Source organism: Sinobaca sp. H24 (assembly GCF_023845525.1).
Genome location: NZ_JALBWT010000014.1, coordinates 51,733 through 74,895, shown reverse-complemented (window position 1 = coordinate 74,895; position 23,163 = coordinate 51,733). Strand labels below are relative to the sequence as shown.

Here is a 23,163-nt window from a genome sequence, read left to right as displayed (position 1 = left end):
TAACCATTACAGACAAACTAAACATTCAGGGGGTCACCAGCTTGGACATGCAAACACTCGTATCTGTCGGTCTGATACTCGCTACATTTGCCCTGTATATTGGAATTGCCTATTTTAATAGAGCGAAAAAAACATCTGAATTCTACGTAGCCAGCCGCGGCATCCCGGCCTTTTGGAACGGAATGGCAATAGGCGGCGACTGGATGAGCGCTGCTTCATTTATTGGTATGGCAGGAACGGTTATGGCACTCGGCTATGACGGTCTTGCTTATATTATGGGCTGGACGGGCGGCTATCTTCTCCTTACCTTCCTGCTCGCGCCGCAGCTTCGTAAATACGGACGCTTTACCGTTCCTGAATTCATTGGGGACCGGTTCGACAGTAATACAGCACGACTAATTTCAGCTATTGCCACCATCATTATTAGTTTTACTTACGTTATCGGCCAGCTTTCCGGATCCGGAGTAGTTATTGGCCGTTTGTTCAGCATCCCGGCCGCATACGGTACGATTATCGGGGTTGTTATTATAGCGATTTATGCTTCCCTGGGCGGTATGAAAGGGGTTACCTGGACGCAGGTAGCGCAGTATATCATACTTATTATTGCTTATATTGTTCCGATTGTATTTATGTCCCTGCAGGTTACCGGAAATCCGCTTCCATGGCTGACCTATGGAAATGTCGTAAATGAGATCGGGGCATTGGATAGAGAACTTGGCTTTACCGAGTACTTTGCTCCTTTTTCAGAGAGTGACCGAAGTCAGTTTATTGCACTTATGTTCACATTAATGGTTGGAACGGCAGCACTTCCACACGTTATTGTTCGTTTTTTACTGTAACAACAATGAAAGCGGCACGCTGGAGCGGTGCATGGGCACTGATGTTCATTGGTTTCCTTTATCTTTCTGCACCCGCTTACGCTGCATTTTCCCGCTTCATACTAATGACTGAAGTAGCCGGCCAGCCGATCGATCAGCTTCCTGCCTGGACCGACAGCTGGGTAAACACCGGACTGCTTGAAATTGCCGACACCGATGGGGATGGAATTCTCGACTGGAATGAAATCGCTGTTGGTAATGACATGGTGGTAATGGCGACGCCGGAAATTGCCAATCTGGGAATGTTCGTTATCGGTCTTGTAGCAGCAGGCGCCATGGCTGCAGCCCTATCGACTGCGGGCGGACTTTTAATTACGATTTCCTCTTCGTTCGCTCATGATATTTACTATCGTCTGATGAATCCGACAGCATCAGATAAAAAGCGTTTAAACGCAGGGCGGATTGCTATTATCGCCTCAACGGTAGTAGCTGGTATTATTGCACTGGATCCTCCCGGCGTTATTACACAGATTGTAGCCTGGGCCTTCGGACTTGCCGGCGGTACATTCTTCCCGGTTCTATTCCTTGGCGTATGGTGGAAGCGTATGAACAAGCAGGGAGCTATTGCAGGAATGCTCGTAGGTCTTGGTACGACACTTACGTATATCTTCCTTGCACTGAATGATATTACCTTCCTTGGTATTCAGGACACGGGAGCCGGTATTATTGCTGTACCTATTAACTTCCTTACATGTATTATCGTCACGTTATTAACTCCGGCACCTGCTCAGCATCTGCAGGATGATGTAGTGGATCTCCGCTATCCGGAACAAATGACATATAAAAACGGTGAGGTATGGATGAATGATGGAACAGACGAAGACAAATAAAGAATACTTGGAGCAGGTACATCTCCATCCCTTATTCAGCGGCGCACCAGCCGCTGAATTTGGTGCATTAATGGAGACGTGCACCCTGCAGTCGTTTTCCAAAAATCAGCGTATTTTATACTCAGAAAGCCCGAGAGACGGACTCCTTCTTATTCTGGAAGGGTTAACAGAAGTGTATGTGAGCTTTTCCAAAACGAAAGAAAAAAATCAGGAAGTGCTTGAAGTGCTGGAAAAAGGAGAAGTCATCGGGCTGTCAAGCCTTGCAGATTTTCTTGGGGAACCGGCGGCCGAACAAAACAATTATACGGTGGAAGTCCGTGCCATTGAAGAATCGGTCTGCCTGTATATTCCGTACCAGGTGATGGAAAAAGTATGGCACCGTGAGGAAGTCCGCGATTTCGTCATGCGCCATGTAGCCGTCAGGCTGAGGGATATTTATGCTTCTCTTGCAGAACAGGTGCACCTTGCCCAGAAATGGGGGAGAGCGATCCATTTATTCAACGCGTCCAGGACGTAATGAATGCCCCTCCTTTAATGGTGGAAGAAAAAGAAAGCATCCAGCATACGGCAGAGAAAATGGTCGATCAGCAGGCAAGTTCCATTGTGGTTGTCAATGAGAAGCAGCGGCTGCATGGGATTATTACAGAAAAGGATCTGGTGCAGCGTGTCATTGCTGCAGACAAAAAGACAGGAACCGCAGCCGATATTATGTCGGCTTCTCCTTATACGATTTCCCGGCGGGCGTATTATTACGAAGCAATGTCGAGTTTTCTTATGAACGGTATTAAGCATCTGCCAGTGGTGAATGAAGACAGCACAAGCCAGGTGGTAGGCATGATCACACTGTCCGACCTGCTGAAAAAGCAGAACCGCGGGAAGTTTGACGTGCTGCGGGAAATTGAAGCGTCTTCGAGTGAGAGTCTTGCTGATGTAAAGTTTGCCATTTATGAAGTACTCGGCCATCTGATTGATGATGGCATTCCTATTCTTCACATTATGAAAGTAGTGACCAACCTGTATGACCGGCTGATCCGCCACTGTACCGAACTGGCGCTGGAAGAGGTCAAAGAGGAAATCGGAAGCCCGCCCTGCGATTTTGCGTTTTTCCTTATGGGAAGCGGAGGACGGCATGAGCAGTTTATGATGACGGACCAGGATCATTTTCTTGTATATGAAGAACCGGCAAAGGAAGAAGACCGGCAGACAAACGATGCCTATTTTAAAAAGCTGGGAGAACAGATTGTCTACTGGCTGGAAACAGCAGGCTATAAGCGCTGTGACGGCAACATGATGGCAAGCGCTCCCGGATGGCGAGGAACCATTGATCACTGGGAAGATAGAATCCGGACCTGGGGTCTGAGAGCGACCAATGAAAATATTCTGCTGGGCCAGAATTTTCTCGCGTTCCGCTGGATATACGGCAGTGAAAAAGTGCGGGATCAGTTTGTAAGAGGCGTCTCCCGGCAGCTCGGCAAATCAAAAATCTTTCTAAGACGTGCAGCCGAGCTTGAGAAAAATGTGCCGGTGCCCGTGCTGGATCATCCTATTCGCGCCCTATTCCGCGTGAAAAAAGAAGGCATGGATATAAAAAAACAAGCGTTGTTTCCTTTTCATCATTCGCTGCAGATTCTTTCAGCCGAGCATGGTATTTTAGGAGAAACGCCGGAAGAGATGATAGAGCACCTGAAAGAAAAAAGAGTGCTGGACGAGCCGTTTGCCGATGAGCTGCTTTATGCTTATGAAGTAGTGCTTCATATCAGAGTGACGCAGTCATGGGACCGGTATAAGCTGGAAGAAGAAAATTCCAGTGAAGTGTCTTTCCGACAGATGAAATCAAGAGATAAAGAAGCGCTGATACAAGCGCTGAAGGCGATACGCTCTCTTCAGACAAAAGCCGTGGCAACATTTGGAATGGCTTAGAAATACCAGGGGGACGAAAAGGAGGGGAGTCTTTTGATATTCTGGAAAAAAAAGAGTCTGCATTATCAGTTAAATAATGAGCTGCCATTAAATACGCCGTTGAAAGAACTAAGTTTTACCGTGTTTGATACAGAAACGACCGGGTTTGCAGTAGGCAGCAGAGACCGGATGATTGAAATCGGAGCCGTGCAGGTGCAGGGCCTGGAGGTGACCGACCACACATTTCAAACATATGTGAATCCAGAAAGAGAGATTCCTGACTCCATTCAGACCCTGACCGGTATTAAGCCGTCGGATGTCGAAGGGGCGCCCCTCGCCCTTGAAGCGATTGAATCGTTTTATCAGTTTATTGAACAGTATGACAGCGGCGGCTGGGTGGGTCACTATCTTGATTTTGATATTATGGTGCTGAAAAAAGAGCTGGCCCGGCACAAGCTTACCTTTGATGAGCCGACTTATATAGACACGCTTGATGTGATTGGCTATTTGAATCCCTCCTGGGATATGAGGGATTTATCCCATTATGCCATTCAGTTCGGTTCTAAACTATTTGAGCGCCACAGCGCTCTTGGGGATGCCCGGACGACCGCCCACCTGCTCGTTGAACTGCTTTACCATATCGGTGACCGGGGGAAACTCACTCTCGGTGATTTGATTGAAATTACGAAAAAAGACAACGGCTATTAACAAATGAAAAAACGGGAGGCATCGGCCTCCCGTTTTTTTAGTATGCTCGTTTTTTATCGGAAAACTGAATCTCTTTATCAAGCAGCTCCAGAAAGTAAGGAGTGCCTTCAGGATTGGTCTGCTGCAGAAGACCAAGCGTAAGCTTTACGTCATCAAGTGCCCGGTGGGACTGTGTCTGGGCGAGTCCATGTGCCTGACAGAGTGAAATGAGCTTTTTGGAAACAAAGCCGTACTGTTTCCAATTGACGCCTTTCACTGAACAATGCCATGGCTTGTTTTTCACGAAAGGAAAATAGCGCGAGACAAAGCCGCGGTCAAACGAAGCGTTATGAGCAACAATCAGGTCGGACTGTTCCAGTAGCAGTTCGATTTTGGGGTGATCAAGGCTTTTTCCACGAACGTCGTCATCGGTAATGCCATGTACTCTTGTCACTCCGGGCGGAATGGAAAAGCTTGGTTCATTTAAGTTATTCAACTCTGTGAGAACCTTTTCGACTTCGCCTGTTTGATTATTAACGAGGCAGACAATTAATCCAAGTTCGACTACTTCATCTTCTTCCTTTGACATTCCCGTCGTTTCCACGTCAACGATAGCTACTTTCACTAAGGAAGGATCGGTATGAGACTGATCCATAAGCTGCTCAGGAAGCCAAACACGGGTGACGCCGTTTTCTGTTTTTTTCTCCAGAACGCGGGAGTGGGTAAGGTACCATTTGAGAGAAGAGGAAACGGCTCCGGTAACCTGCTGCTCTGCTTCTTCGATGGGGATTCCCGGAGTCTTTATTAATACTTCAGCTAGAGCGTTGCGGGCTGCCTCAGTGTCATCAATACCGCGGATGGCTTTTTCGTGCTGAATGGAAGTATAGGCTCCTGCTTTATATACAGAAGCAACGGCTTCACGTGCAAGTTCAAATTGATCAGTGGTAAGATAACTACGGAGCAGCACGTCCCGGCATAATAGCTGTCCGGGAGGCTCTTCTGTTTCTTTCATGTACATAGGAAGCAGAATAATACCCTGCTCACACAGTTCAATCGTACGTTCTATATCCCCCTCCTGGGTGGATGTGGGACGGTTCGCTTCAATATTCTGGTTTAATTTATTAAATATATTAAGAATAGCACTCATGACGGTTCTCCTTCATAAACAATATATAGGTTCAAAAAATCAGCTTCTTATACATGATACAGGACGAAAGAAAAAGGGTAAAATAATAAATAGGAAAGGCAGCGATAACTATGCCGGAAGGACCAGAAATCAGAAGAGCCGCCGACCAGGTAGAAAAGGCAGTAAAGGCAGCACCAGTGGCAGAGATGTATTTTGCGTTTCCCTACCTTCAGCCGTATGCTGGTTCATTTGAGCAGGCAGAAGTACTAAAAGTGGAAACAAGAGGAAAGGCGATGCTGATCCGTTTTAATAATGGATATACGATTTATTCCCACAATCAGCTGTACGGGAAATGGTATGTTCGTTCCGCCTATAACTATCCTGCGACAAAGCGCCAGCTGCGTCTGGCAATACACAATGAAAAGAAATCGGCTCTCTTATACAGCGCCTCGGAAATTGAAGTGCTTAGAGATGAAGAAGTCGAAGAGTATCCATTTTTAGCAAAAATCGGGCCGGATATTTTAAATAATGAAACGTCCGCCGAAGAATTATATGAGCGGGTCACGAGCCGTAAGTTTGTGAACCGCAAATGGGCTTCCCTGCTGCTTGATCAGTCGTTTGTAGCCGGAATCGGCAATTACCTGAGAAGCGAGATTCTTTTTGAAGCAGGAATTCATCCCGGAAAAAGACCGGCAGACTGTACAGAGGAACAGCTGCATCGTGCAGCAGAAGCACTGATTACATTAGTGGAGCGCTCCTATGAGACAGGCGGTATCACAACTGACCCGGAAACAGCCGCTCGTCTGAAAGAGCGGGGGCAGAGTTACGCTCAGAGAAGACACTGGGTATTTAACAGAGACGGAGACCAGTGCCGTATAGATGGCACGGATATACAAAAGATTACGGCAGCGTCGAGACGACTCTATTTTTGTCCTTCCTGCCAGCCTGAATGAAAAGGAGACGGGGAACATGCTGACGGTTTATTTAGTACGCCATGCCCAGACAGAATGGAACGAACAGGGAATTGTGCAAGGGTGGAAAGACTCTCCGCTGACAAAAGACGGGGTGGTAAAGGCCGAACTGCTGGGAAAGCGTTTGAAAGAAATTTCCCTGGACGCGGTTTACGCCAGCCCGACAGAGCGGGCAGTAAAGACAGCAGCGATTGTTTCCGGGCTTCCGGCTGCAGCCATCAAGAAAGAAAAAAGGCTGATGGAGCTTAATTACGGGAGCTGGGATGGCCGTTCGGCTGAAGCTATTCAAAAGGAAGAAGAAGCGAAAGTTACAACTTTCTTTACGGAACCTCATTTATTTGAGGCGCCCGGCGGCGACACGTTTCCCGCTCTGCAGCAAAGAGCGGCATCAGCCTGGGAGAACATCATAAATACACATCAGGAAGGGCGGGTTCTGCTCGTGAGCCACTCCGGCACGTTGAAATGTCTGCTGGCATATTTGAAAGAAGAATCGCTGGAACACTTCTGGGACGCCCCGCCACTGGCGAACTGCAGCCTGACCCATGTTGAAATAAAACATGGGCGCACAAACGTAAAGCAAGAGGGAGACACGAGTCATTTCAATTAAAAAAGGAGGAGCATCCGATGAAAAAAAAAACAGGGAATCATTATCAGCTCCGCTTAATGCATATAGATGATGCAGAAGATTTATACCATATTGCAACGGAAGCATCCAATTGGACGTACATGGTGAGGTACCTTTCGTCTGTGGAAGATATGAAAAGCATTATCGAAGAAGCCTGTCTGGAGTTTGAACAGGGAACCTCTTTTCCTTATACGGTTATTGAGAAGAAAACAGGACGGATTAAGGGATCGACCAGGTTATATAACTATTCTGACAGCCGCCGTACGGTAGAACTGGGATCTACTTATTTCAGCTCTTCCCTGCATGGAACCGGCATCAATGCCGAAACAAAATACCTGCTCCTTCAACAGGCATTTGAAGAAATACATGCTATTCGGGTACAGATTTTAACAGACGAAAAAAAATATACCGGCCCAGCGGGCTTTGGAGCGGCTTGGAGCAGTGAAAGAAGGAACGCTTCGAAATGAGCGTCAGCTTCACGACGGCCGCATCCGAATGCAGTGATGTATAGTATTATTGCAGAGGAATGGCCGAAGATTAAAGTACAGCTTAAATGGAGAATGGGTTAAGAGAAAGAAGAATGCAAAAAGCAGGAGATGTTTCAAATGACGACACTACAACCAAAGGCTATGTCGGCCAAAGTAAACCACGTAAATGTAAATGAAAAGGAGTGGGTGATCAAAGGTACATGCACTTCTTTACCCGAGGAAATAATATATAGAAAAATAAAAAAAATATTCGACCGCAAAAGTAATCCATTCCGTAGAGAAAGAGCATCAATTTCCAGTCACTTCTATAGAGTGGACCGTTGTAAAGCCGAAAAAAGAAAAAGCAGGCCGCGTATCTTTTGTGTGCCGCATACCGCTGGAATCCCTTTTATACATAAGTTGACGCCGCACCTTAACAACTGGGAGATTTATATCGTTTTATCAGACGGCAGCATAGATATAAAAAAGAGGCTGCGTGCGCCGGCTTCAGATAAGCTTTATATGGAAAAGCTGTATTACGGCGACAGAGCTTTTTAAAAGCATATAAAAACACCTAAAGGATATTTGAATATTACCAGAAGAGAAGCATGGGATGATGGTCTGCTCAAGGACATGCCGATGAAAGTAGTGGATATAGAACGGTCCGGCGATACGTACCGCATTACGGGTACGGGAAACCGGAACATTCTATCAGATATTCCAGACCTTCATACATCCGGGATCCTTTTAAAAAAAAGAGAAAAAGTACTTAATAAAGCGTTAAAGATAAAATGGCTTGATGATTATTTCTGGCAGGTAGACTGGGTATCCTCCGAACCATCTTTTTCGGGGGGATATGGGACGCTTACTTTTATATCAAGACAGATAAACGAAGGTTGTACCGTATGAATATTGACTCGGGTGAATTTCTGCCCGGCGCCTACCATCGCGCGGAAGTTGACGGCGGCATCAGGCGGATACGCCCGTACCGCACATCAAACGGCAGTTTTTCCTTTAAAGTGTTCGCTGATTTAGTGAAACTCTACTCCTGGAATCGGAATACAAAGACGATAGAGTGCACATGAGCGGCAGCTTCCAGTGGGGAAAGTATGAGGTGGATGCATTTCATCTCTGCCTGTTTGACAAACTGTCAGGTGAAATCATTCGAACGCCCATGGAAACGGAAAAAGGAGATCCGGAAGCAAAGGAATATACATTTACTTGCAGCCTGCCGGAAAAGTCCCTCTTTTTTGGCAGACTCATTGATACATCGCGTTACGAAGTGTATTTGAGCGCAGAGGTGGATGCAAGTCTGATGGAATATCGTTTTAAAGCAGTAGCCGACCTGTTTGAAACAGAACCAAGAAAAGAATGGCGGCGCGGCGATTATGTGTATAAAGGATTTTCTATGCAACGGTGAACAACCGCCTGGGATATATTTTGAAGGAAGCAGGCATTGTACGAAATGTTAAGGCACTTCATGTGCAGGATAACAGCTTTTTCATAGAAGGAACGGCCAGTCTTAACGCCCTGGAAGCAGCTGATCCGGCAGAACAGTCGCTGACTATTATAGCGAAAAGCCGCGAAACAGAACGAGAGGCTTTATTTGTTCCTTATGAAAAAAAAGGAAATGCTTTTAAAGTAGAAGTGCCGCTCCATCAGCTGAAACCTCTGCATACAAATAAAGATGTCATCGATCTGTACATCCGTGTAGAGCTGGGCACATATCTTCGCGAAAGAAAGCTTGGGCAGGAAGAATTCACCTATTATAAAGATGATATTATTACCTCCCACTCTTTACAGACAGAAGGAGAAGTCCTGGAATACTATGCTACCCACACGCCACGTGGAAATGTGAAGCTGGAAACCGCACTGCTTTCTGAAAAACACGCGGCCTGGCTGGAAAAAAAAATGAAGCTTATGAACGCTCTACCGGAAAGTACACGTGGATTATAGGCGAAAGGCCTGATACGGCACAGGATACAGGATATCATTTCTTTAAATACTGCCGTCTGCATCATCCCGAAGTTAATGCGTACTATGTCGTTAATGAAGATGCTGAAGATTTCAGCAAGGTGTCAGCTCTCGGAAATGTATTAACGGCCGGCAGTGATGAGCATGTATTGAAGACGCTGGAAGCAGATGCGTTTTTTGGCTCTCACGATATTGAATATCTGCTGCCTTTTAAAGGAGCATTAATGGAGTCATACAAGCAGGGCAAAAAGATTTTCCTGCAGCATGGTGTGCTGGGCCGTAAAAAAGTGGAATACGATAAAAAATATTATCATTATCCTTTTGACATCTTCTGTGTCAGCTCAGAAATGGAAAAACAAATGGTTATAGAGGAAATGGGATACAGCTCCGATGAAGTAAAAGTGACCGGCTTGTCGAGATTTGATGAGCTTTTGGAAAGTCCAGGACCGAAGCGTAAAATTCTTTTGATTCCTACGTGGAGGGAGTGGCTTCATAATGAGGAGTCGTTTTTAGACTCCACCTACTACAAAAGGTATAAATCGCTTATTCACAATGAAGAGCTTCATGAGATGCTCGAAGCTCATAGTGTGGAACTGGACTTTTATCCTCATTATCGGATGCAGCCGTATATAGATCATTTCAGAGTAGAGAATATAGAACGCATCCGAGTACTGCAATTAGGAGAAGTTTCCGTGCAGGAACTCTTAAAAGAAAGCAGTCTGATGATCACTGATTATTCAAGCGTGTCGTTTGACTTCAGCTATATGGGGAAACCGGTGATTTTCTATCATTTTGATGTAAAAAGCTTTTTCAAAACGGGCAGCCTGCGTCCACTTGAAGAGACCTTTCTCGGAGATATTGTTAAATCAGAACACAATCTGCTTAACAGCATCCGAGGACATATCGAACAGTCTTTTCAGGAAATGAAATCGGTGGCCGGCATGAAATCATCTATTTTCACCTATATCGATCAGAATAACGCAGAACGTATTTATCAGGAAGCGGTCGATTCCTTGATTCGTCCGGAATAGAAAAAAGGGAGTGCCTTTAAAGGCGCTTCCTTTTTGAATTAAGTAAAAGTATGTAATTTTTGTTTAATTTGTTACACATTTTTATAAATCGTTGGGCAATATTTCCATGATTACTCGATGATTGGGCAGTATATGTATGTATAGTATAAAAGTCAACCAGTAGAAAGTAAATTTTTTATTAATTTTGATTAAATTTTTTAAACGAATATCCAAAAACAAATACAAATAAAACATATTATAAAGCTTAACAAGGAGGGCATTAGTTATGAAGAAAGTTATTACGTATGGTACATTTGACTTGCTGCATTGGGGACACATTAATCTGCTCAAGCGTGCCAAAGACCTAGGAGATCATCTAATTGTTGCTATCTCCACAGATGAATTTAATGCACTAAAAAACAAAAATGCTTATTATCAGTATGAGCAGCGTAAAATGATTCTTGAAGCTGTTCGTTATGTACGAAGTTATTAAAACGAGTGGGAGCAGAAGCTCGAAGACGTAGTAGACCGTTCGATTGATACCTTTGTTATGGGAGATGACTGGAAAGGCGAATTCGACTTCCTAAAGCCTTACTGTGATGTTGTTTATCTTCCTAGAACAGCAAACATCTCAACTACGAAGATCAAAAAAGAACTTCTTCTCGTGAATAACTACTAAAAAACGCAATCTGAATATAATGGAACAAAGAGAGGGGAACGTAGTGCTCTCTCTTTTTTTGCATAAAAGTCACAAGAATTTCCATTCTGCATGGAAAGACGGTGCCAATAAACCTGGCTGTGTGTCAGGTTTTTTCTTTACGTTTTTTACGAAAAAAAATATAAAAAGGAAAAACCTCCTCTGCCGGGTGATCACATATTCCACAATAATCTGAGCAGTTCAAAATCAGAAGAATTCCTGCTATATTATATAAGGCTCTCTTTTTAGCTGCCGGAGAACTGCCTGCGGCCATACCTGGAAAGTGCAGCATATACAAGACAGAACCCTGATGAGAAATATTCAGCCGCTGCTTTCGCAGCGAAAAAGCCGGCATTGCTTTCTAATAGATGGAGCCAGTGGAGGATTTAGTGATATGAAAAAACTATCCGTTAAGAAAATAAAGAAGTCATCAAATAAAATTAAAAAGTCCTACCTTAAAAAAGTAAAAAAGATTAAAAAAAATACATCTAAACGCTATAAAAAGTTCAAGAAAAGCAAAAGTCTGCAGCGTTCTCTGCTTTCTTTAATCGGCCGCCTGCCCGGCAAAAAGGATATAGTTGTATTTGAGAGTTTCTTTGGAAAACAGTACAGCTGTAATCCGAGGGCAGTGTATGAGTATTTGAAGGAGCAGGATCCGAAGCGTACGTATTACTGGAGCGTGGATCACCGCTATAAAGCAAAATTCGAAGAGCATAATGTTAATATGCTTCCCAGGTTTACCCTTAAGTGGTTTATGGTTATGATGCGGGCGAAATACTGGGTATTTAACAGCCGGCTTCCAAAGTGGATACCCAAACCGGAAAAAACAGTATACCTGCAGACGTGGCACGGTACGCCGCTGAAAAAGCTGGCATTGGATATGGATGAAGTGCTAATGCCTGGTACTACTACAGAAACGTACAAAAAGAATTTTGTAAATGAAGCGAGCCGGTGGGACTATCTGATATCACCGAACCGCTACTCCACGGATATTTTCCGTCGTGCTTTCAGCTACGACAAAAATCTGCTGGAAACAGGATATCCGAGAAATGACTATCTCGTGCACCATAAAGAAGAAGATGTACAGAGGGTCAAACGCAGACTCGGTCTGCCGGAAGATAAAAAAGTCATATTATATGCCCCGACGTGGAGAGATAACGAATACCATTTTATCGGCCGGTATAAGTTTAATCTGAAAATGGACCTGGATCAAATGAAGAAAGAGCTCGGAGATGAGTACGTCGTCCTTCTCCGTCTGCATTATCTTGTATCAGACCAGGTAGACGTAACCGAACACGAAGGATTTGCGTACGATGCATCCAATTATGAAGACATCCGCGATTTATATATTATAAGCGACATTCTGATGACGGACTATTCGTCTGTTCTGTTCGATTACGGGGTGTTAAAACGTCCGATGATTTTCTTTGTGTATGACATCGAAAGCTACCGTGATAAGCTGAGAGGGTTCTACTTTGACTTTGAAAAAGAGGCCCCGGGACCACTTGTACGGACCACAGACGAAATCATTAAAGAAATCAGGCAGGCTGATACCATTATGGAACGCTACAAAAATGAATTCGAGATATTTGAGAACAACTACAATGCTCTTGAAGACGGAAATGCCTCCAGACGGGTAGTAGAGCGGGTATTTCTAAAATAGAAGGAATAATGTCTGTTATACCGGAACGTACTGGGAAGCCTGAAGAGTTACAGGAGGCACCATGTAGTGATTTCCTAATGTATCGGCAAAAGAGGGAACTATTATGAAATCTGCAGTATTGATTTGCAAAGAACTGTACCAGAGCCTATATTTAATACGAAGGCTTTCCGTTTATGAAATTAAAAGTAAAAATAAAAACAACTATTTAGGTATTGCCTGGGAAATTATAAACCCGCTGATTTTTATCGCTATTTACTGGTTTGTATTCGGATATGGCATACGCGGCAATACCGGCGTAGACGGCGTTCCATTTTTAAACTGGATGATGGCTGGTATTACGATTTGGTTTTTTGTACAACCGGCCATAACCCAGGGCTCCAAATCGATATTTTCAAAGATTAAAATGGTAGCGAGAATGAATTTCCCAACGAGTGCTATTCCAACGTATATCATTGTGTCTAAGCTTTACCCTCATTTAGCTCTAATGGTCATTGTAGGTATTTACATGCAGTTCACAGGATATCCTGTGAACATGTATTACCTGCAGTTTCCTTACTTCTTATTTGGAACGATTGCACTGGTCGTATCGTTCGTATTGATTTCATCTACGCTTACAGTATTAGTGCGGGACGTGCAGATGTTTATTCAATCCTCGATCCGTGTCATGCTTTATTTAACACCGTTTCTATGGACGACGGATTCTCTGCCGCCGGCTATTCAGTCCGCTATGCAGCTTAATCCGCTGTATTATCTTGTAGAGGGCTATCGGGCTGCTTACTTTGGAGACGGATGGTATTTCATTAACCAGTGGGAATACACTTTATACTTCTGGGGCACGGTTGCGGTATTTTTCATCATTGGAGCCGCTCTGCACGTCCGTTTCCGCCGTCACTTTGTTGATTTCCTTTAATGGAAGAAGGGGTCTCTATGAAAAAAGCAGTTATCGCTGACAATCTAACGAAAAAATATAAGATATATGACTCCCAGTCGGAAAGGCTGAAGGATATGCTCCTTCCAAAAGACTTCGGTGAGGAGTTCTATGCTCTTCGCAACGTATCATTTGAAGCGGAAAAAGGGGATATTATCGGTCTGCTTGGAGTAAATGGTTCAGGTAAATCGACGCTCTCTAGCATCCTGGCAGGTATTGTACCTCCGTCAGATGGAGAGCTTATTAAAAATGGGGATTCAGCCATCATTGCTGTATCATCCGGTCTTGACCTTAAACTATCCGGGCGCGAGAATATTGAGCTGAAATGCCTGATGCTTGGCTTTTCAAAAAAGCAGATCAAAGAAATGGAGAGCAGCATTATTGAATTTGCCGAGCTCGAAGCATTTATTGATCAGCCGGTTAAATCATACTCCAGCGGAATGAAAGCCAGGCTCGGTTTTGCTATCAATGTAAGCATTGACCCGGATATTCTTATTATTGACGAAGCTCTTTCTGTGGGAGACCGGGCCTTTGCGAAGAAAAGTCTTGATAAGATGAGAGAATTTAAAGAAGAAGGCAAAACAATGTTTTTCGTCAGCCATTCGATCAGCCAGATGAAAGAATTTTGTACAAAAGCGCTGTGGCTGGAGTTTGGTGAGAAAAGAGACTACGGTCCGCTCGAGGAAGTACTTGAAGAATATGAAGCCTTTCTTGAAGAATATAATCAGCTCACCAAACAGAAGAAAAAAGAATTCAGGGAAGAAGGATTCAGAAAACAGAGCCGCAGAACAATAGAACCGGCTTCTTCCTAAGATTAAAAAACGACCGGCAGCGGTCGTTTTTTTTATTATATTGACTCTTCATGAAAATAATCGTATAAGAAAAGAGTACCTCACAGTGGCAGGGAAGGGAGACGAACATGGAAAAAATACCTCAAGTAACCGTAGTCGGCAGCATTAATATGGATTTAATCACTACATGCACCCGTATTCCGGAGCAGGGAGAGACTATTATTGGCGATGATTTCGAGACCGCACCCGGCGGGAAAGGGGCTAATCAGGCGGTAGCCGCTGCAAGACTGGGAGCGGAGGTGAATTTCATCGGACGTACCGGAGAGGATTATATTGGACGGGAGCTGCGCGCCCACCTTAAAGAAAGCGGGATATCCGGCCTGTATGTGGAAGAGGTTCCAGCAGTATCTACAGGAACGGCATCTATCCTTTTAACAGAGAAGGACAATCGGATTATTATTGCCCCCGGCGCCAATGCCTATGTAACACCCGATTATATAGATAAACATCTTCACGTTCTAAAGAAGAGTGATATCGTGCTAATGTCATTTGAAATACCTGCTCAGACGATTCTGCACACGGCAAAGAGATGCAGCGAATACAATCTGCCTCTTATGATCAACCCTGCTCCAGCTCTTCATATGTCGGAAATGCTATGGGAGCTGGCTGATTTTATCACACCTAATGAAAAAGAATACAATCAGCTTTTTATAAAAGCGGAAGAACCCATTCAGCAGAAAATCATTACAACCCTTGGGGATAAAGGAGCACAATGGAAAGAAGAAATGACAGTAGAGTCACATCCAGGCTACAAAAGCCGGGTCCAGGATACGACAGGAGCGGGTGACACGTTTAATGGGGCGCTTGCTGTCAGCAAAGCTGCAGGAAAGACCATGAAAGAAGCTGTAGCTTTTGCAAATGCGGCAGCCTCCATAGCTGTTGAAAAATGGGAGCGCAGACAGGTATGCCGGATTATGACGAAGTACAGAAAAGAATGAATGAAGGTTTGCATTACTAAAAGTAAGGGGATAGAAGGATAGTACAAAAAGAAGGATGTGGAATCAAGATGAAAGCAATTGTCATAAATGAATACGGCGGTAAGGAAAACCTTACGGAAGAACAAATAGATCGACCGGAGCCGGAGGATAATGAAGTCGTTATTGAAATTTACTCTACCTCTGTTAATCCGATTGACTGGAAGTTAAGAGAAGGTTATCTAAAAGACATGCTGCCCTATGAATTTCCTATCATATTAGGATGGGACGCAGCAGGAGTGGTGAAAGAAACAGGCAAAGACGTTCATACATTTAAAAAAGGGGATCGTGTATTCACGAGGACTGCCAACAACAATCGCGGGACTTACGCTGAGTATGTAAAAACAACAGAAAAGCGGATCTCCTATATGCCGGAAGATATGAGCTTTGATGAAGCTGCCGCTGTGCCGCTCGCCGGACAGACAGCCTGGCAGTGTCTTGTAGAATTTGCGGAAATGAAATCAGGAGATAAAGTACTCATTCAGCCGGCGGCGGAGTTGGTCATTTTGCAGTGCAAATTGCAAAAAGCTTTGGTGCCTACGTTATTGCTACAGCAAGCGCGGAAAAAGCGGACCTGCTGAAAGAACTTGGTGCCGATGAGATCATCGACTACCGGACAGAAGATTTTGAAAAAAAAGTATCAGATGCAGATATTGTGCTTGATACAATTGGCGGCGAAGTGCTCGAAAAAAGCTTTACCGTACTGAAAAAAGGCGGGAAGCTTCCAAGTATTGCCGGCCAGCCTGAACAGGAACAGGCCGATAAATACGGAGTGAAAGCCGGATTTGTATGGCTTGAAGAAAGCGGAGAACGCCTGCAGAAGCTGGCAGATCTTTATGTACAGGGGAAATTAAAAGTTGTTATCGACAGCACGTTCCCCCTCAGTGAGGAAGGCGTCCAGCAGGCACATGCTTCAAGTGAAAAAGGGCGCACACGTGGTAAAATTGTTATTCAGGTTAAATCATAGGAGAGTGAAAAATATGGAAGAAAAACAGAAAATGATCGTCTTCAGCGATTTTCTTTGACCTTTCTGTTTTATTGGGAGTGCCCCGCTCAACCAGTTGGTTGAGGAAGAGAATGTAGAAATAGAATGGCGGTCATTTGAATTAAAACCAGAAGGTGTGGAACTGCCGCCAAAGCCGGAAGGTTATATGGAGCAGGCCAGGGCAAACGTAAAGCGGATGTCCGAGCAGTACGGCCTGGATATGAAATGGAACGACAAAAGCAGTCATTCCCACTTCGCTCATGAAGGAGCCAAATTCGCAGAACAGCATGGAAAGGCAGATGCTTACCATGACGCCGTATTTAAAGCACAATTTCAGGAAGACAGAGATATTAATGATCTTGCGGTCCTGACTGCGATTGCTGAGGCAGTAGGCCTTGATGGCTCTGCGTTCCGCCGGTCTGTGGAGAATAGAGAGTTTGAGCAGGCTATTCTCGAAGACAGGCAGACGGCTGAGCAGATCGGCATTACGGGAGTACCATGCTTTATTGCAAACGAACAAGGTATAATGGGTGCGCAGACGTACGATTCTCTCGCTGCATTATTAAAAAAGAAATAGACAAGCAGCCTCTCCTTATTCACCAGGAGAGGTTTTTATTGATTAATTTTTCAGAATATTTGTTGAATAAAGCTCTTTTTTATGTAATAGTGAACAAAGGGAATAGTACATAACATACAATAAAGGGGATATTAACCAATGTTGAAAAAATGGATAATGGGATTAAGCAGTATTGCTGTTATTAGTCTCGGAAGTGCAGGGGCCGCTCAGGCTGCTCACGAAGAAGGAACTATCAACTGTGATGAATTCTCTACAGGAGAAGAAGTGTGGGTGTTCTGGGATGAGCATGGCTACAGCGCAGAGAATGACCCGGAAGGACTCGATAGAGACAGCGACGGGCTGCCATGTGAAAGCTTAACAGCTGGAATGGAAGACCGATTTATTGGAACGACTGATAATGATTCAGAGACTGTTACAGAAGAAGATTCGGCCGCGACGGAAGAAGATGCTGATACAGAAGAACCAGCAGCAGAAGAAGCTGACGCTTCTGCAGTACCGGCTGAAGAAGAAAGTACAGAAGAAGGCGGTGCCCTTCCAGATACAGCCACAACCAATCCAATGATGGTGTTGTTTGGGGTTATTGCAGCCGGTGCCGGAGCAGCATTGTTTATCCGTCGCAAAACCGTTCAGTCATAGATTCAACATGGACTATTCCCTTTATAAGCAGAAAGAAAGCAGTGCCGGAGAGCACTGCTTCTTTCTGCTGTTAGTTATAATACTCTTTTAAATCCTTCTTTTTCCAGATAGTCGATAGCTTCACCATACGTATTGAACGTACCATCGAGCTTGAGCCCGGCGTAAACATTCCAGCCATCCTCTTCCGGCATGAGAACGAGCAGCTGATCCTCTATATTTTCCCATTCTTCAATTTCAAACTCTTCTTCCGTAGAGTCATCCGCCTGAAGAGAAGCAATCGCTTCTTTAACGAGATTTCTAAAGTCATCCGCTGTATACTCCCGGATGTTTACCATGCCGCGTTCGTCTCTCTGTCTTAACGTCTTGACCAGTTCAGCATAAACAAATCCGTTGCCGTTTGGGTGAAGGTGATAGACGACATTTTTCTTGTCATAGGCACTTTCTTCATAGTGAAAGTTAACGCGGCCCATGGATACTTCTTTTTTTTCAAGTTCTATAAATTCTTCTGCAATTTTTATTTTTTCATCAAAAGTAAGCATAAATCCTCCGATCTTTTTTTCATCATTATAGTATATCATATATCCCACCGTTATTATGGAGAATACGAGGACTGAATTTATTTCGAAAAGTGAAATATATGATACACTGCTAATGGTGTAAAGAAGAATTAAAGGAGGGCGCTGCTCGTGCCGGATTCATATATAGAAAGTGATGTACCACTAAGCAGGTCTGTAAAAAGAAGAATAATTGTTTTATTATGTGCGGTTCTTATGTTTTCGGTTATGAACTCCACTATGTTTATGATTGCCGTGCCTGATATAGCCCAGGCATTTTCTTTGTCCCCTTCCGAGGTAAGCTGGGTAGTGACAGGGTATATTATCATTTATGCGGTAGGGGCGCTTATCTATGGAAAGCTTGCCGATTTATATCCATTTAAGCGGCTGCTGACAGTCGGGCTGATTTTGTTTGCCGTTGGCTCTGTGATTGGTTTTTTCTCTACGCATTTCCTTATGGTAGTGGCAGCCAGAATGATACAGGCGGCAGGTGCTGCGACAGTGCCGGCGCTTGTATTTATCGCGCCTTCCCGCTTTTTTAAAGAGGAACAGGGCAAGGTGCTTGGCATCGTATCTTCAACGATGGCTTTTGCCTCCGGTATAGGTCCTATTGCCGGTGGGTTGATTGCCGGTGCGTTCGCCTGGAACTATTTATTTCTAGTATCTATATTTGTTGTCATCACCATCCCGTTTTTTCATAAATGGCTGCCGGTGGAAGAGCCAAAAACCGGTAAAGTGGACTTTCCTGGCGCTTTTTTTATGGCGGTCGGAGTAGGTTTCTTTATTTTATTTATTACAACGGTCGGCTGGCTGTATCTTGGAATCAGCATCGTCTTCTTATCTGTTTTTATTTGGTGGATTTTTCACGTGAGTAATCCATTTATCAAGCCCGGTCTGTTTTTGAATCATGCGTACCGCACTACTTTAATCACAAGTTTCTTTGGTATTATGACAATGTTCAGCATGATGTTTATGATGCCGCTGCTTTTGGATGATGTGAATAATCTCAGTACAACCGCGATCGGTCTCGTGCTTTTCCCAGGGGCGATAACGGCGGCTCTGATGGGCAGGATTGCGGGATTATGGACGGACCAATTCGGCAGCTGGCCGATGGTGTTTCTGGCTCTTGGTTTAACGATGGTTGGCTTCACCTCGCTGTCTATTACGGCCGGGGCTTCCCCATGGGTTATAAGCATAGCCCTCATAGCCAGCTATGTTGCTTTTCCCTTTTTGCAGACTGCTACAGCTAATTTAATATCTTCTGTTCTTCCGGAAGAGGAGACCGGTGTCGGCATGGGTGTGTATAATTTGTTTAATTTCATGGCCGGTGCATTCGGAGGCGCGGTGATAGGTGCGCTTTTGAATCAATTTGCCGGAGCAGAGGCGTATAATCCGCTTCATTTTTCTCCCGGGAATGCTGGCATTTACAGTAATATCTTTATAGGAATGGCCCTGATGGCCGTTATTAATGGAGCTGTATTTTACTTTTCCTCCCGTTCCTTCCGCGAAGCTGCCACTACTTCTTCGAAACAGACAGGGCAGGTCGAAAAATCATGATATACTAACAAAAGTTGATTAAAATGAGTAGTGAAGGAGCCGTCATTATGTGGCAGAAAGGCTTATTCATCACAGCAGCCGTCATGTCGGGCGGCCTTTTTTCTGCTGCGGGTGTGCCTGCCGGCTGGCTGTTTGGAGCCCTGCTGGCAGGGATTTTTACTGGTATTTTTATTAAACGTTTCACGTTTGAAGGCTGGCCGTTTCAAGCAGCGCTGGCGCTTGTAGGAGCCAATATTGGTTTTCTGATGGATACAGAACTTTTCGCAGTTATTCCAGCCTACATCCTGCCTTTGACTATTACATTATCAATCACGCTGCTAATGGGACTTGTATTTGGAATGCTGATGTATAAATGGACGGACCTGGATGTAAAGACAGCTTTTTTCTGCTGTGTGCCGGGCGGAGCGTCGGAAGTAATCAGCGTCAGCCGGGAATACGGAGCGGACGACCGTATTGTGGCAGCCTTTCATACAGCGCGGATTACTTTTTTTGTGTTTCTTATTCCATTATCTGCCGTGCTGTTTTATCCAGCGGCTCCAGCCGGCGGTACGCCCGCAGATTCAATCGTCTGGAATCCGTTTATTGGTTTTCCGATTTTACTATTCATTGTAGGAATCGTTATTGTATTAAATAAGTATGTTAAAATTCCCGGTGGAGCTCTTCTTTATGCGCTGGCCATCGGATTTGTTGTCGGGGAATGGGTAGTGCCCGGTCTTGCTTCACCGGACTATGCAGCTGGTATCGGCCAGGCGCTGATCGGGGCTATGGTAGGCATCCGCTTTGACAGGGAGACGCTGGTTCGGGTAAAAAGTATCGGTCTGCCAAGCCTTGGCATTTTGCAGTGTTTTTTGCTGCTCAGTCTTCTATTAGCCGGTCTATTTACGATGATGACTCCGCTTCCGTACATAACAAGCCTGCTGAGCACAGTTCCGGCCGGCGCAGCGGAAATGTCATCTACTGCCTTTGCCCTGCAGCTGGAACCGACGCTCGTGTCAACGCTTCACATTATTCGTGTGATTGTGTTATTTTTACTGCTTCCATTTCTTATTAAATGGATGGATCGAATGATATTAAAAAATGAAGGATGAGATATATGACTGAAATAATGAAAATTTCTGCTTCAAAGCAAGCCGTTGAGACGTTTCAAAAAGGATATCCGTTAATCCATGAAGACATGGTAAATAAACGGGAAAAGCTTTCAGAAGAAGGAACTATTTTTGATTTAATGACCCCTCAGGGCGAATTTATTGCCAAAGCATACTACGGACTGCAGAACAAAGGAATCGGCTGGATTCTTACGCAGAAAAAAGAAGAAGCAATTAACCAGCAGTTTTTTACAGGGAAGCTAAGCGCTGCTCTGCAGAGACGTAAAGCTTTTTTTGAAGATGAATCCACTACTGCTTTTCGAGTTTTTAATGGTGAAGGAGACGGCATCGGCGGATTAACGATTGATTATTTTAACGGCTATTATTTACTGCAGTGGTACAGCGCAGGAATTTATGCCTTCCGCTCCCTGATCATCCGCGCGCTTGAAGCCGTGACCGCTTATGAAGGCTTATATGAGAAAAGACGTTTTCAGCAGCAGGGCCAGTATATAGAAGGCGATGATTTTGTGAAAGGAAAAGAAGCTCCGGCTCCGCTCCATATTAAAGAAAATGGTATGACTTTTGCTGTGTACTTAAATGATGGGGCGATGGTCGGTATATTTCTCGATCAACGTGAAGCAAGAAAGCGCTGCGCGATGAGTATGCAGCTGGAAAGACTGTGTTAAACACTTTTTCCTATACTGGTGCTTTTTCTGCAGCCGCTCATCATGGCGGTGCTGATAAAACAGTGGACGTAGATGTAGCAAACAGAAGTAAGTCACGTGTTCGTGAAAATTTTGAGCTGAACGATATTATAAGCGAAAATCAGGAAATACGGGTGATGGATGTATTTGCCTATTTTGATTATGCTAAAAAAAAACATTACATTTGACGTTATTGTGCTTGATCCGCCAAGCTTTGCAAGAACCAAGAAACGCACGTTTTCTGCAGCAAAAGATTATACTTCTCTGCTAGTTGATGCTATATCCATTGTTAAAGACGGAGGAACGATTGTTGCTTCAACGAACTTTGGAGGCTTTGGAATGAAAGCTTTCCAAAAGCAGATTGATAAAGCGTGCACGAAGGCTGGAGTGACCCAGAACGTCACAGAACGGGTCCGTCTTCCTGAAGATCATCCGTACACCGCTTCTTATAAAGAGGGAGATTATTTAAAAGTCGTCTTTATAGAAATAACGAAATAACGAATCAGGTGATAGAAGAAAGGAAGGCCTGCAGCCAGGGGCCGGCCCAAAACGTGTTTTAAATAAGGGAAAAAGATATAAGAATAACCTCGGACTCCTTTTAAAGGGGATACGAGGTTATTTTAAAAAGAAACCAGTTTTGCGTTTTCCTCTTTAAAAGATAGGGTATAAAACAAGATGCATAAGAAAATATAGGTTTTCAAAACAGATTGATTTACCCGACAGCATGTTGGTGATAAGATATTAAAATCAACCTTCAGATAAAGGCAAATTCATTGAAAAATGATTACGCAAAGTTACAGGTCTAAGGCGCTTATGCTAAGATGGCTGAACTGCCTGGGGAGAGATCCTATAAAGGCTTGGGAGGTTGGAAATATTGGAAACAAAAGAATTGGATTACGACTGGATGGTGTTAATCCGCGAAGCGAAAGCGGCGGGTATGACAAAAGAAGAGATCCTGGAATTTTTTCATACAGTAAAGCATTAGTCAAATACCATGCAGCGAAGTAGTATACTTTGACGAAAAGGGTGTTATTATCTTTTTAACCGTTTACTACACGTAAAAAGCATGTTAAAACAAGATTATTGTTTTAACATGCTTTTTGTATAGTCTGGAAAAACTAGTTGGTATTCTTATCTTTTTCGAAAGAGGTCCACTTCTCATAGCGGATAAATTTTTGAAAATCACGAAACTGTTTTTTGCTGATACCTGCCTGTATCGCTTCGTGGATTAAGGCCTGCCATTCTTCGTCAATGACCCCATCCTTGGAAGCCGGTGCAGGGGAATCTGTGATAATGCTGGAAATATTAATTTCAAGCGCTTCTGTAATCTTTTCAAGCACATCAATAGAGGGGTTGTGTTTAATTCCTCGTTCAATGTAGCTTAAATATGATTTGGAGATACCGGTTGTTGAGGCTAAATCAGACAACGTCATTCTTTTTTGTTTTCGGTACCTTCGTATGTTTTCACCAATCATGTACGGTTTA

General features: G+C 44.1%; 22 protein-coding genes, 5 pseudogenes and 1 riboswitch. Of the genes and pseudogenes, 24 read left to right on the top strand and 3 right to left on the bottom strand.

Annotation, left to right across the window (positions count from 1 at the left end):
• Positions 1-41 precede the first annotated feature (41 nt).
• The 4 genes and pseudogenes from MMY81_RS18020 (at position 42) to MMY81_RS18005 (ending at position 4,315) form a co-directional block, all read left to right on the top strand.
• A pseudogene (locus MMY81_RS18020) lies at positions 42-1,708 on the top strand (sodium:solute symporter family protein).
• A complete protein-coding gene (locus MMY81_RS18015; RefSeq protein WP_252313941.1) occupies positions 1,683-2,225 on the top strand; it encodes a Crp/Fnr family transcriptional regulator in 543 nt (180 codons plus the stop codon). The pseudogene MMY81_RS18020 and the gene MMY81_RS18015 overlap by 26 nt, the downstream one beginning before the upstream one ends.
• Complete coding sequence (locus MMY81_RS18010) at positions 2,183-3,628, top strand: DUF294 nucleotidyltransferase-like domain-containing protein (RefSeq protein WP_252313940.1); 1,446 nt, start codon at positions 2,183-2,185, stop codon at positions 3,626-3,628. The genes MMY81_RS18015 and MMY81_RS18010 overlap by 43 nt, the downstream gene beginning before the upstream one ends.
• Before the next feature lie 36 nt (positions 3,629-3,664).
• A complete protein-coding gene (locus MMY81_RS18005; RefSeq protein WP_374562292.1) occupies positions 3,665-4,315 on the top strand; it encodes a 3'-5' exonuclease in 651 nt (216 codons plus the stop codon).
• A gap of 37 nt (positions 4,316-4,352) precedes the next feature.
• Here MMY81_RS18005 and MMY81_RS18000 read toward each other — a convergent pair whose 3' ends face one another.
• Positions 4,353-5,441 carry an exonuclease domain-containing protein gene (locus MMY81_RS18000; protein ID WP_252313938.1) on the bottom strand — a complete coding sequence of 363 codons (1,089 nt, stop codon included), beginning with the start codon at positions 5,439-5,441 and terminating at the stop codon, positions 4,353-4,355.
• A gap of 110 nt (positions 5,442-5,551) precedes the next feature.
• On the opposite strand from MMY81_RS18000, the gene nei reads away from it, so the two are divergent.
• The 16 genes and pseudogenes from nei (at position 5,552) to MMY81_RS17920 (ending at position 17,778) form a co-directional block, all read left to right on the top strand.
• Positions 5,552-6,373 (top strand): endonuclease VIII, encoded by an 822-nt coding sequence (gene nei, locus MMY81_RS17995; RefSeq protein ID WP_252313937.1) that lies wholly within the window; start codon positions 5,552-5,554, stop codon positions 6,371-6,373.
• Positions 6,374-6,389: 16 nt separating this feature from the next.
• Positions 6,390-6,998: a histidine phosphatase family protein gene (locus tag MMY81_RS17990; protein ID WP_252313936.1), complete on the top strand. Its 609-nt coding sequence runs from the start codon at positions 6,390-6,392 to the stop codon at positions 6,996-6,998.
• A gap of 17 nt (positions 6,999-7,015) precedes the next feature.
• Positions 7,016-7,585, top strand: a pseudogene (locus tag MMY81_RS17985) (GNAT family N-acetyltransferase).
• A gap of 483 nt (positions 7,586-8,068) precedes the next feature.
• Positions 8,069-8,392, top strand: a complete 324-nt coding sequence (locus MMY81_RS17980) for a hypothetical protein (RefSeq protein WP_252313935.1) — start codon at positions 8,069-8,071, stop codon at positions 8,390-8,392.
• Positions 8,389-8,568, top strand: a complete 180-nt coding sequence (locus MMY81_RS17975; RefSeq protein WP_252313934.1) for a hypothetical protein — start codon at positions 8,389-8,391, stop codon at positions 8,566-8,568. The genes MMY81_RS17980 and MMY81_RS17975 overlap by 4 nt, the downstream gene beginning before the upstream one ends.
• Positions 8,565-8,903: a hypothetical protein gene (locus MMY81_RS17970; RefSeq protein ID WP_252313933.1), complete on the top strand. Its 339-nt coding sequence runs from the start codon at positions 8,565-8,567 to the stop codon at positions 8,901-8,903. Before MMY81_RS17975 ends, MMY81_RS17970 begins: the two co-directional genes overlap by 4 nt.
• Positions 8,900-9,439 (top strand): hypothetical protein, encoded by a 540-nt coding sequence (locus tag MMY81_RS17965; RefSeq protein ID WP_252313932.1) that lies wholly within the window; start codon positions 8,900-8,902, stop codon positions 9,437-9,439. The genes MMY81_RS17970 and MMY81_RS17965 overlap by 4 nt, the downstream gene beginning before the upstream one ends.
• Entirely contained in the window at positions 9,379-10,488 is a 1,110-nt protein-coding gene (locus MMY81_RS17960) for a CDP-glycerol glycerophosphotransferase family protein (RefSeq protein WP_256497956.1), read from the top strand. The genes MMY81_RS17965 and MMY81_RS17960 overlap by 61 nt, the downstream gene beginning before the upstream one ends.
• Positions 10,489-10,753: 265 nt before the next feature.
• Positions 10,754-11,146, top strand: a pseudogene (gene tagD / locus MMY81_RS17955) (glycerol-3-phosphate cytidylyltransferase).
• 412 nt (positions 11,147-11,558) lie between these two features.
• Positions 11,559-12,827: a CDP-glycerol glycerophosphotransferase family protein gene (locus MMY81_RS17950; protein ID WP_252313931.1), complete on the top strand. Its 1,269-nt coding sequence runs from the start codon at positions 11,559-11,561 to the stop codon at positions 12,825-12,827.
• Positions 12,828-12,930: 103 nt separating this feature from the next.
• Positions 12,931-13,737 (top strand): ABC transporter permease, encoded by an 807-nt coding sequence (locus tag MMY81_RS17945; protein WP_252313930.1) that lies wholly within the window; start codon positions 12,931-12,933, stop codon positions 13,735-13,737.
• Positions 13,738-13,754: 17 nt separating this feature from the next.
• Positions 13,755-14,567 (top strand): teichoic acids export ABC transporter ATP-binding subunit TagH, encoded by an 813-nt coding sequence (gene tagH, locus MMY81_RS17940; RefSeq protein WP_252313929.1) that lies wholly within the window; start codon positions 13,755-13,757, stop codon positions 14,565-14,567.
• A gap of 107 nt (positions 14,568-14,674) precedes the next feature.
• Positions 14,675-15,544, top strand: a complete 870-nt coding sequence (locus MMY81_RS17935) for a ribokinase (RefSeq protein WP_252313928.1) — start codon at positions 14,675-14,677, stop codon at positions 15,542-15,544.
• 68 nt (positions 15,545-15,612) lie between these two features.
• Positions 15,613-16,547, top strand: a pseudogene (locus MMY81_RS17930) (NADP-dependent oxidoreductase).
• A gap of 70 nt (positions 16,548-16,617) precedes the next feature.
• Positions 16,618-17,142 (top strand): DsbA family oxidoreductase, encoded by a 525-nt coding sequence (locus MMY81_RS17925; protein ID WP_308215391.1) that lies wholly within the window; start codon positions 16,618-16,620, stop codon positions 17,140-17,142.
• A gap of 138 nt (positions 17,143-17,280) precedes the next feature.
• A complete protein-coding gene (locus MMY81_RS17920; protein ID WP_252313926.1) occupies positions 17,281-17,778 on the top strand; it encodes an excalibur calcium-binding domain-containing protein in 498 nt (165 codons plus the stop codon).
• Positions 17,779-17,852: 74 nt separating this feature from the next.
• Here MMY81_RS17920 and MMY81_RS17915 read toward each other — a convergent pair whose 3' ends face one another.
• Positions 17,853-18,317: a hypothetical protein gene (locus MMY81_RS17915; RefSeq protein WP_252314013.1), complete on the bottom strand. Its 465-nt coding sequence runs from the start codon at positions 18,315-18,317 to the stop codon at positions 17,853-17,855.
• A gap of 147 nt (positions 18,318-18,464) precedes the next feature.
• Here MMY81_RS17915 and MMY81_RS17910 point away from each other — a divergent pair, with 147 nt between their 5' ends.
• From MMY81_RS17910 to sinI, 4 genes and pseudogenes are all read left to right on the top strand, one after another.
• A complete protein-coding gene (locus MMY81_RS17910; RefSeq protein ID WP_252313925.1) occupies positions 18,465-19,889 on the top strand; it encodes an MFS transporter in 1,425 nt (474 codons plus the stop codon).
• A gap of 47 nt (positions 19,890-19,936) precedes the next feature.
• Positions 19,937-20,977, top strand: coding sequence for an AbrB family transcriptional regulator (locus MMY81_RS17905; protein WP_252313924.1), 1,041 nt, complete (start codon positions 19,937-19,939; stop codon positions 20,975-20,977).
• 5 nt (positions 20,978-20,982) lie between these two features.
• Positions 20,983-22,176: pseudogene (locus MMY81_RS17900) on the top strand (class I SAM-dependent rRNA methyltransferase).
• Between the two features lie 255 nt (positions 22,177-22,431).
• A riboswitch (cyclic di-GMP riboswitch) is annotated at positions 22,432-22,516 on the top strand.
• Between the two features lie 36 nt (positions 22,517-22,552).
• Complete coding sequence (gene sinI / locus MMY81_RS17895) at positions 22,553-22,663, top strand: DNA-binding anti-repressor SinI (protein WP_252313923.1); 111 nt, start codon at positions 22,553-22,555, stop codon at positions 22,661-22,663.
• Between the two features lie 133 nt (positions 22,664-22,796).
• Here sinI and MMY81_RS17890 read toward each other — a convergent pair whose 3' ends face one another.
• Complete coding sequence (locus tag MMY81_RS17890; RefSeq protein ID WP_252313922.1) at positions 22,797-23,153, bottom strand: helix-turn-helix domain-containing protein; 357 nt, start codon at positions 23,151-23,153, stop codon at positions 22,797-22,799.
• Positions 23,154-23,163 lie beyond the last annotated feature (10 nt).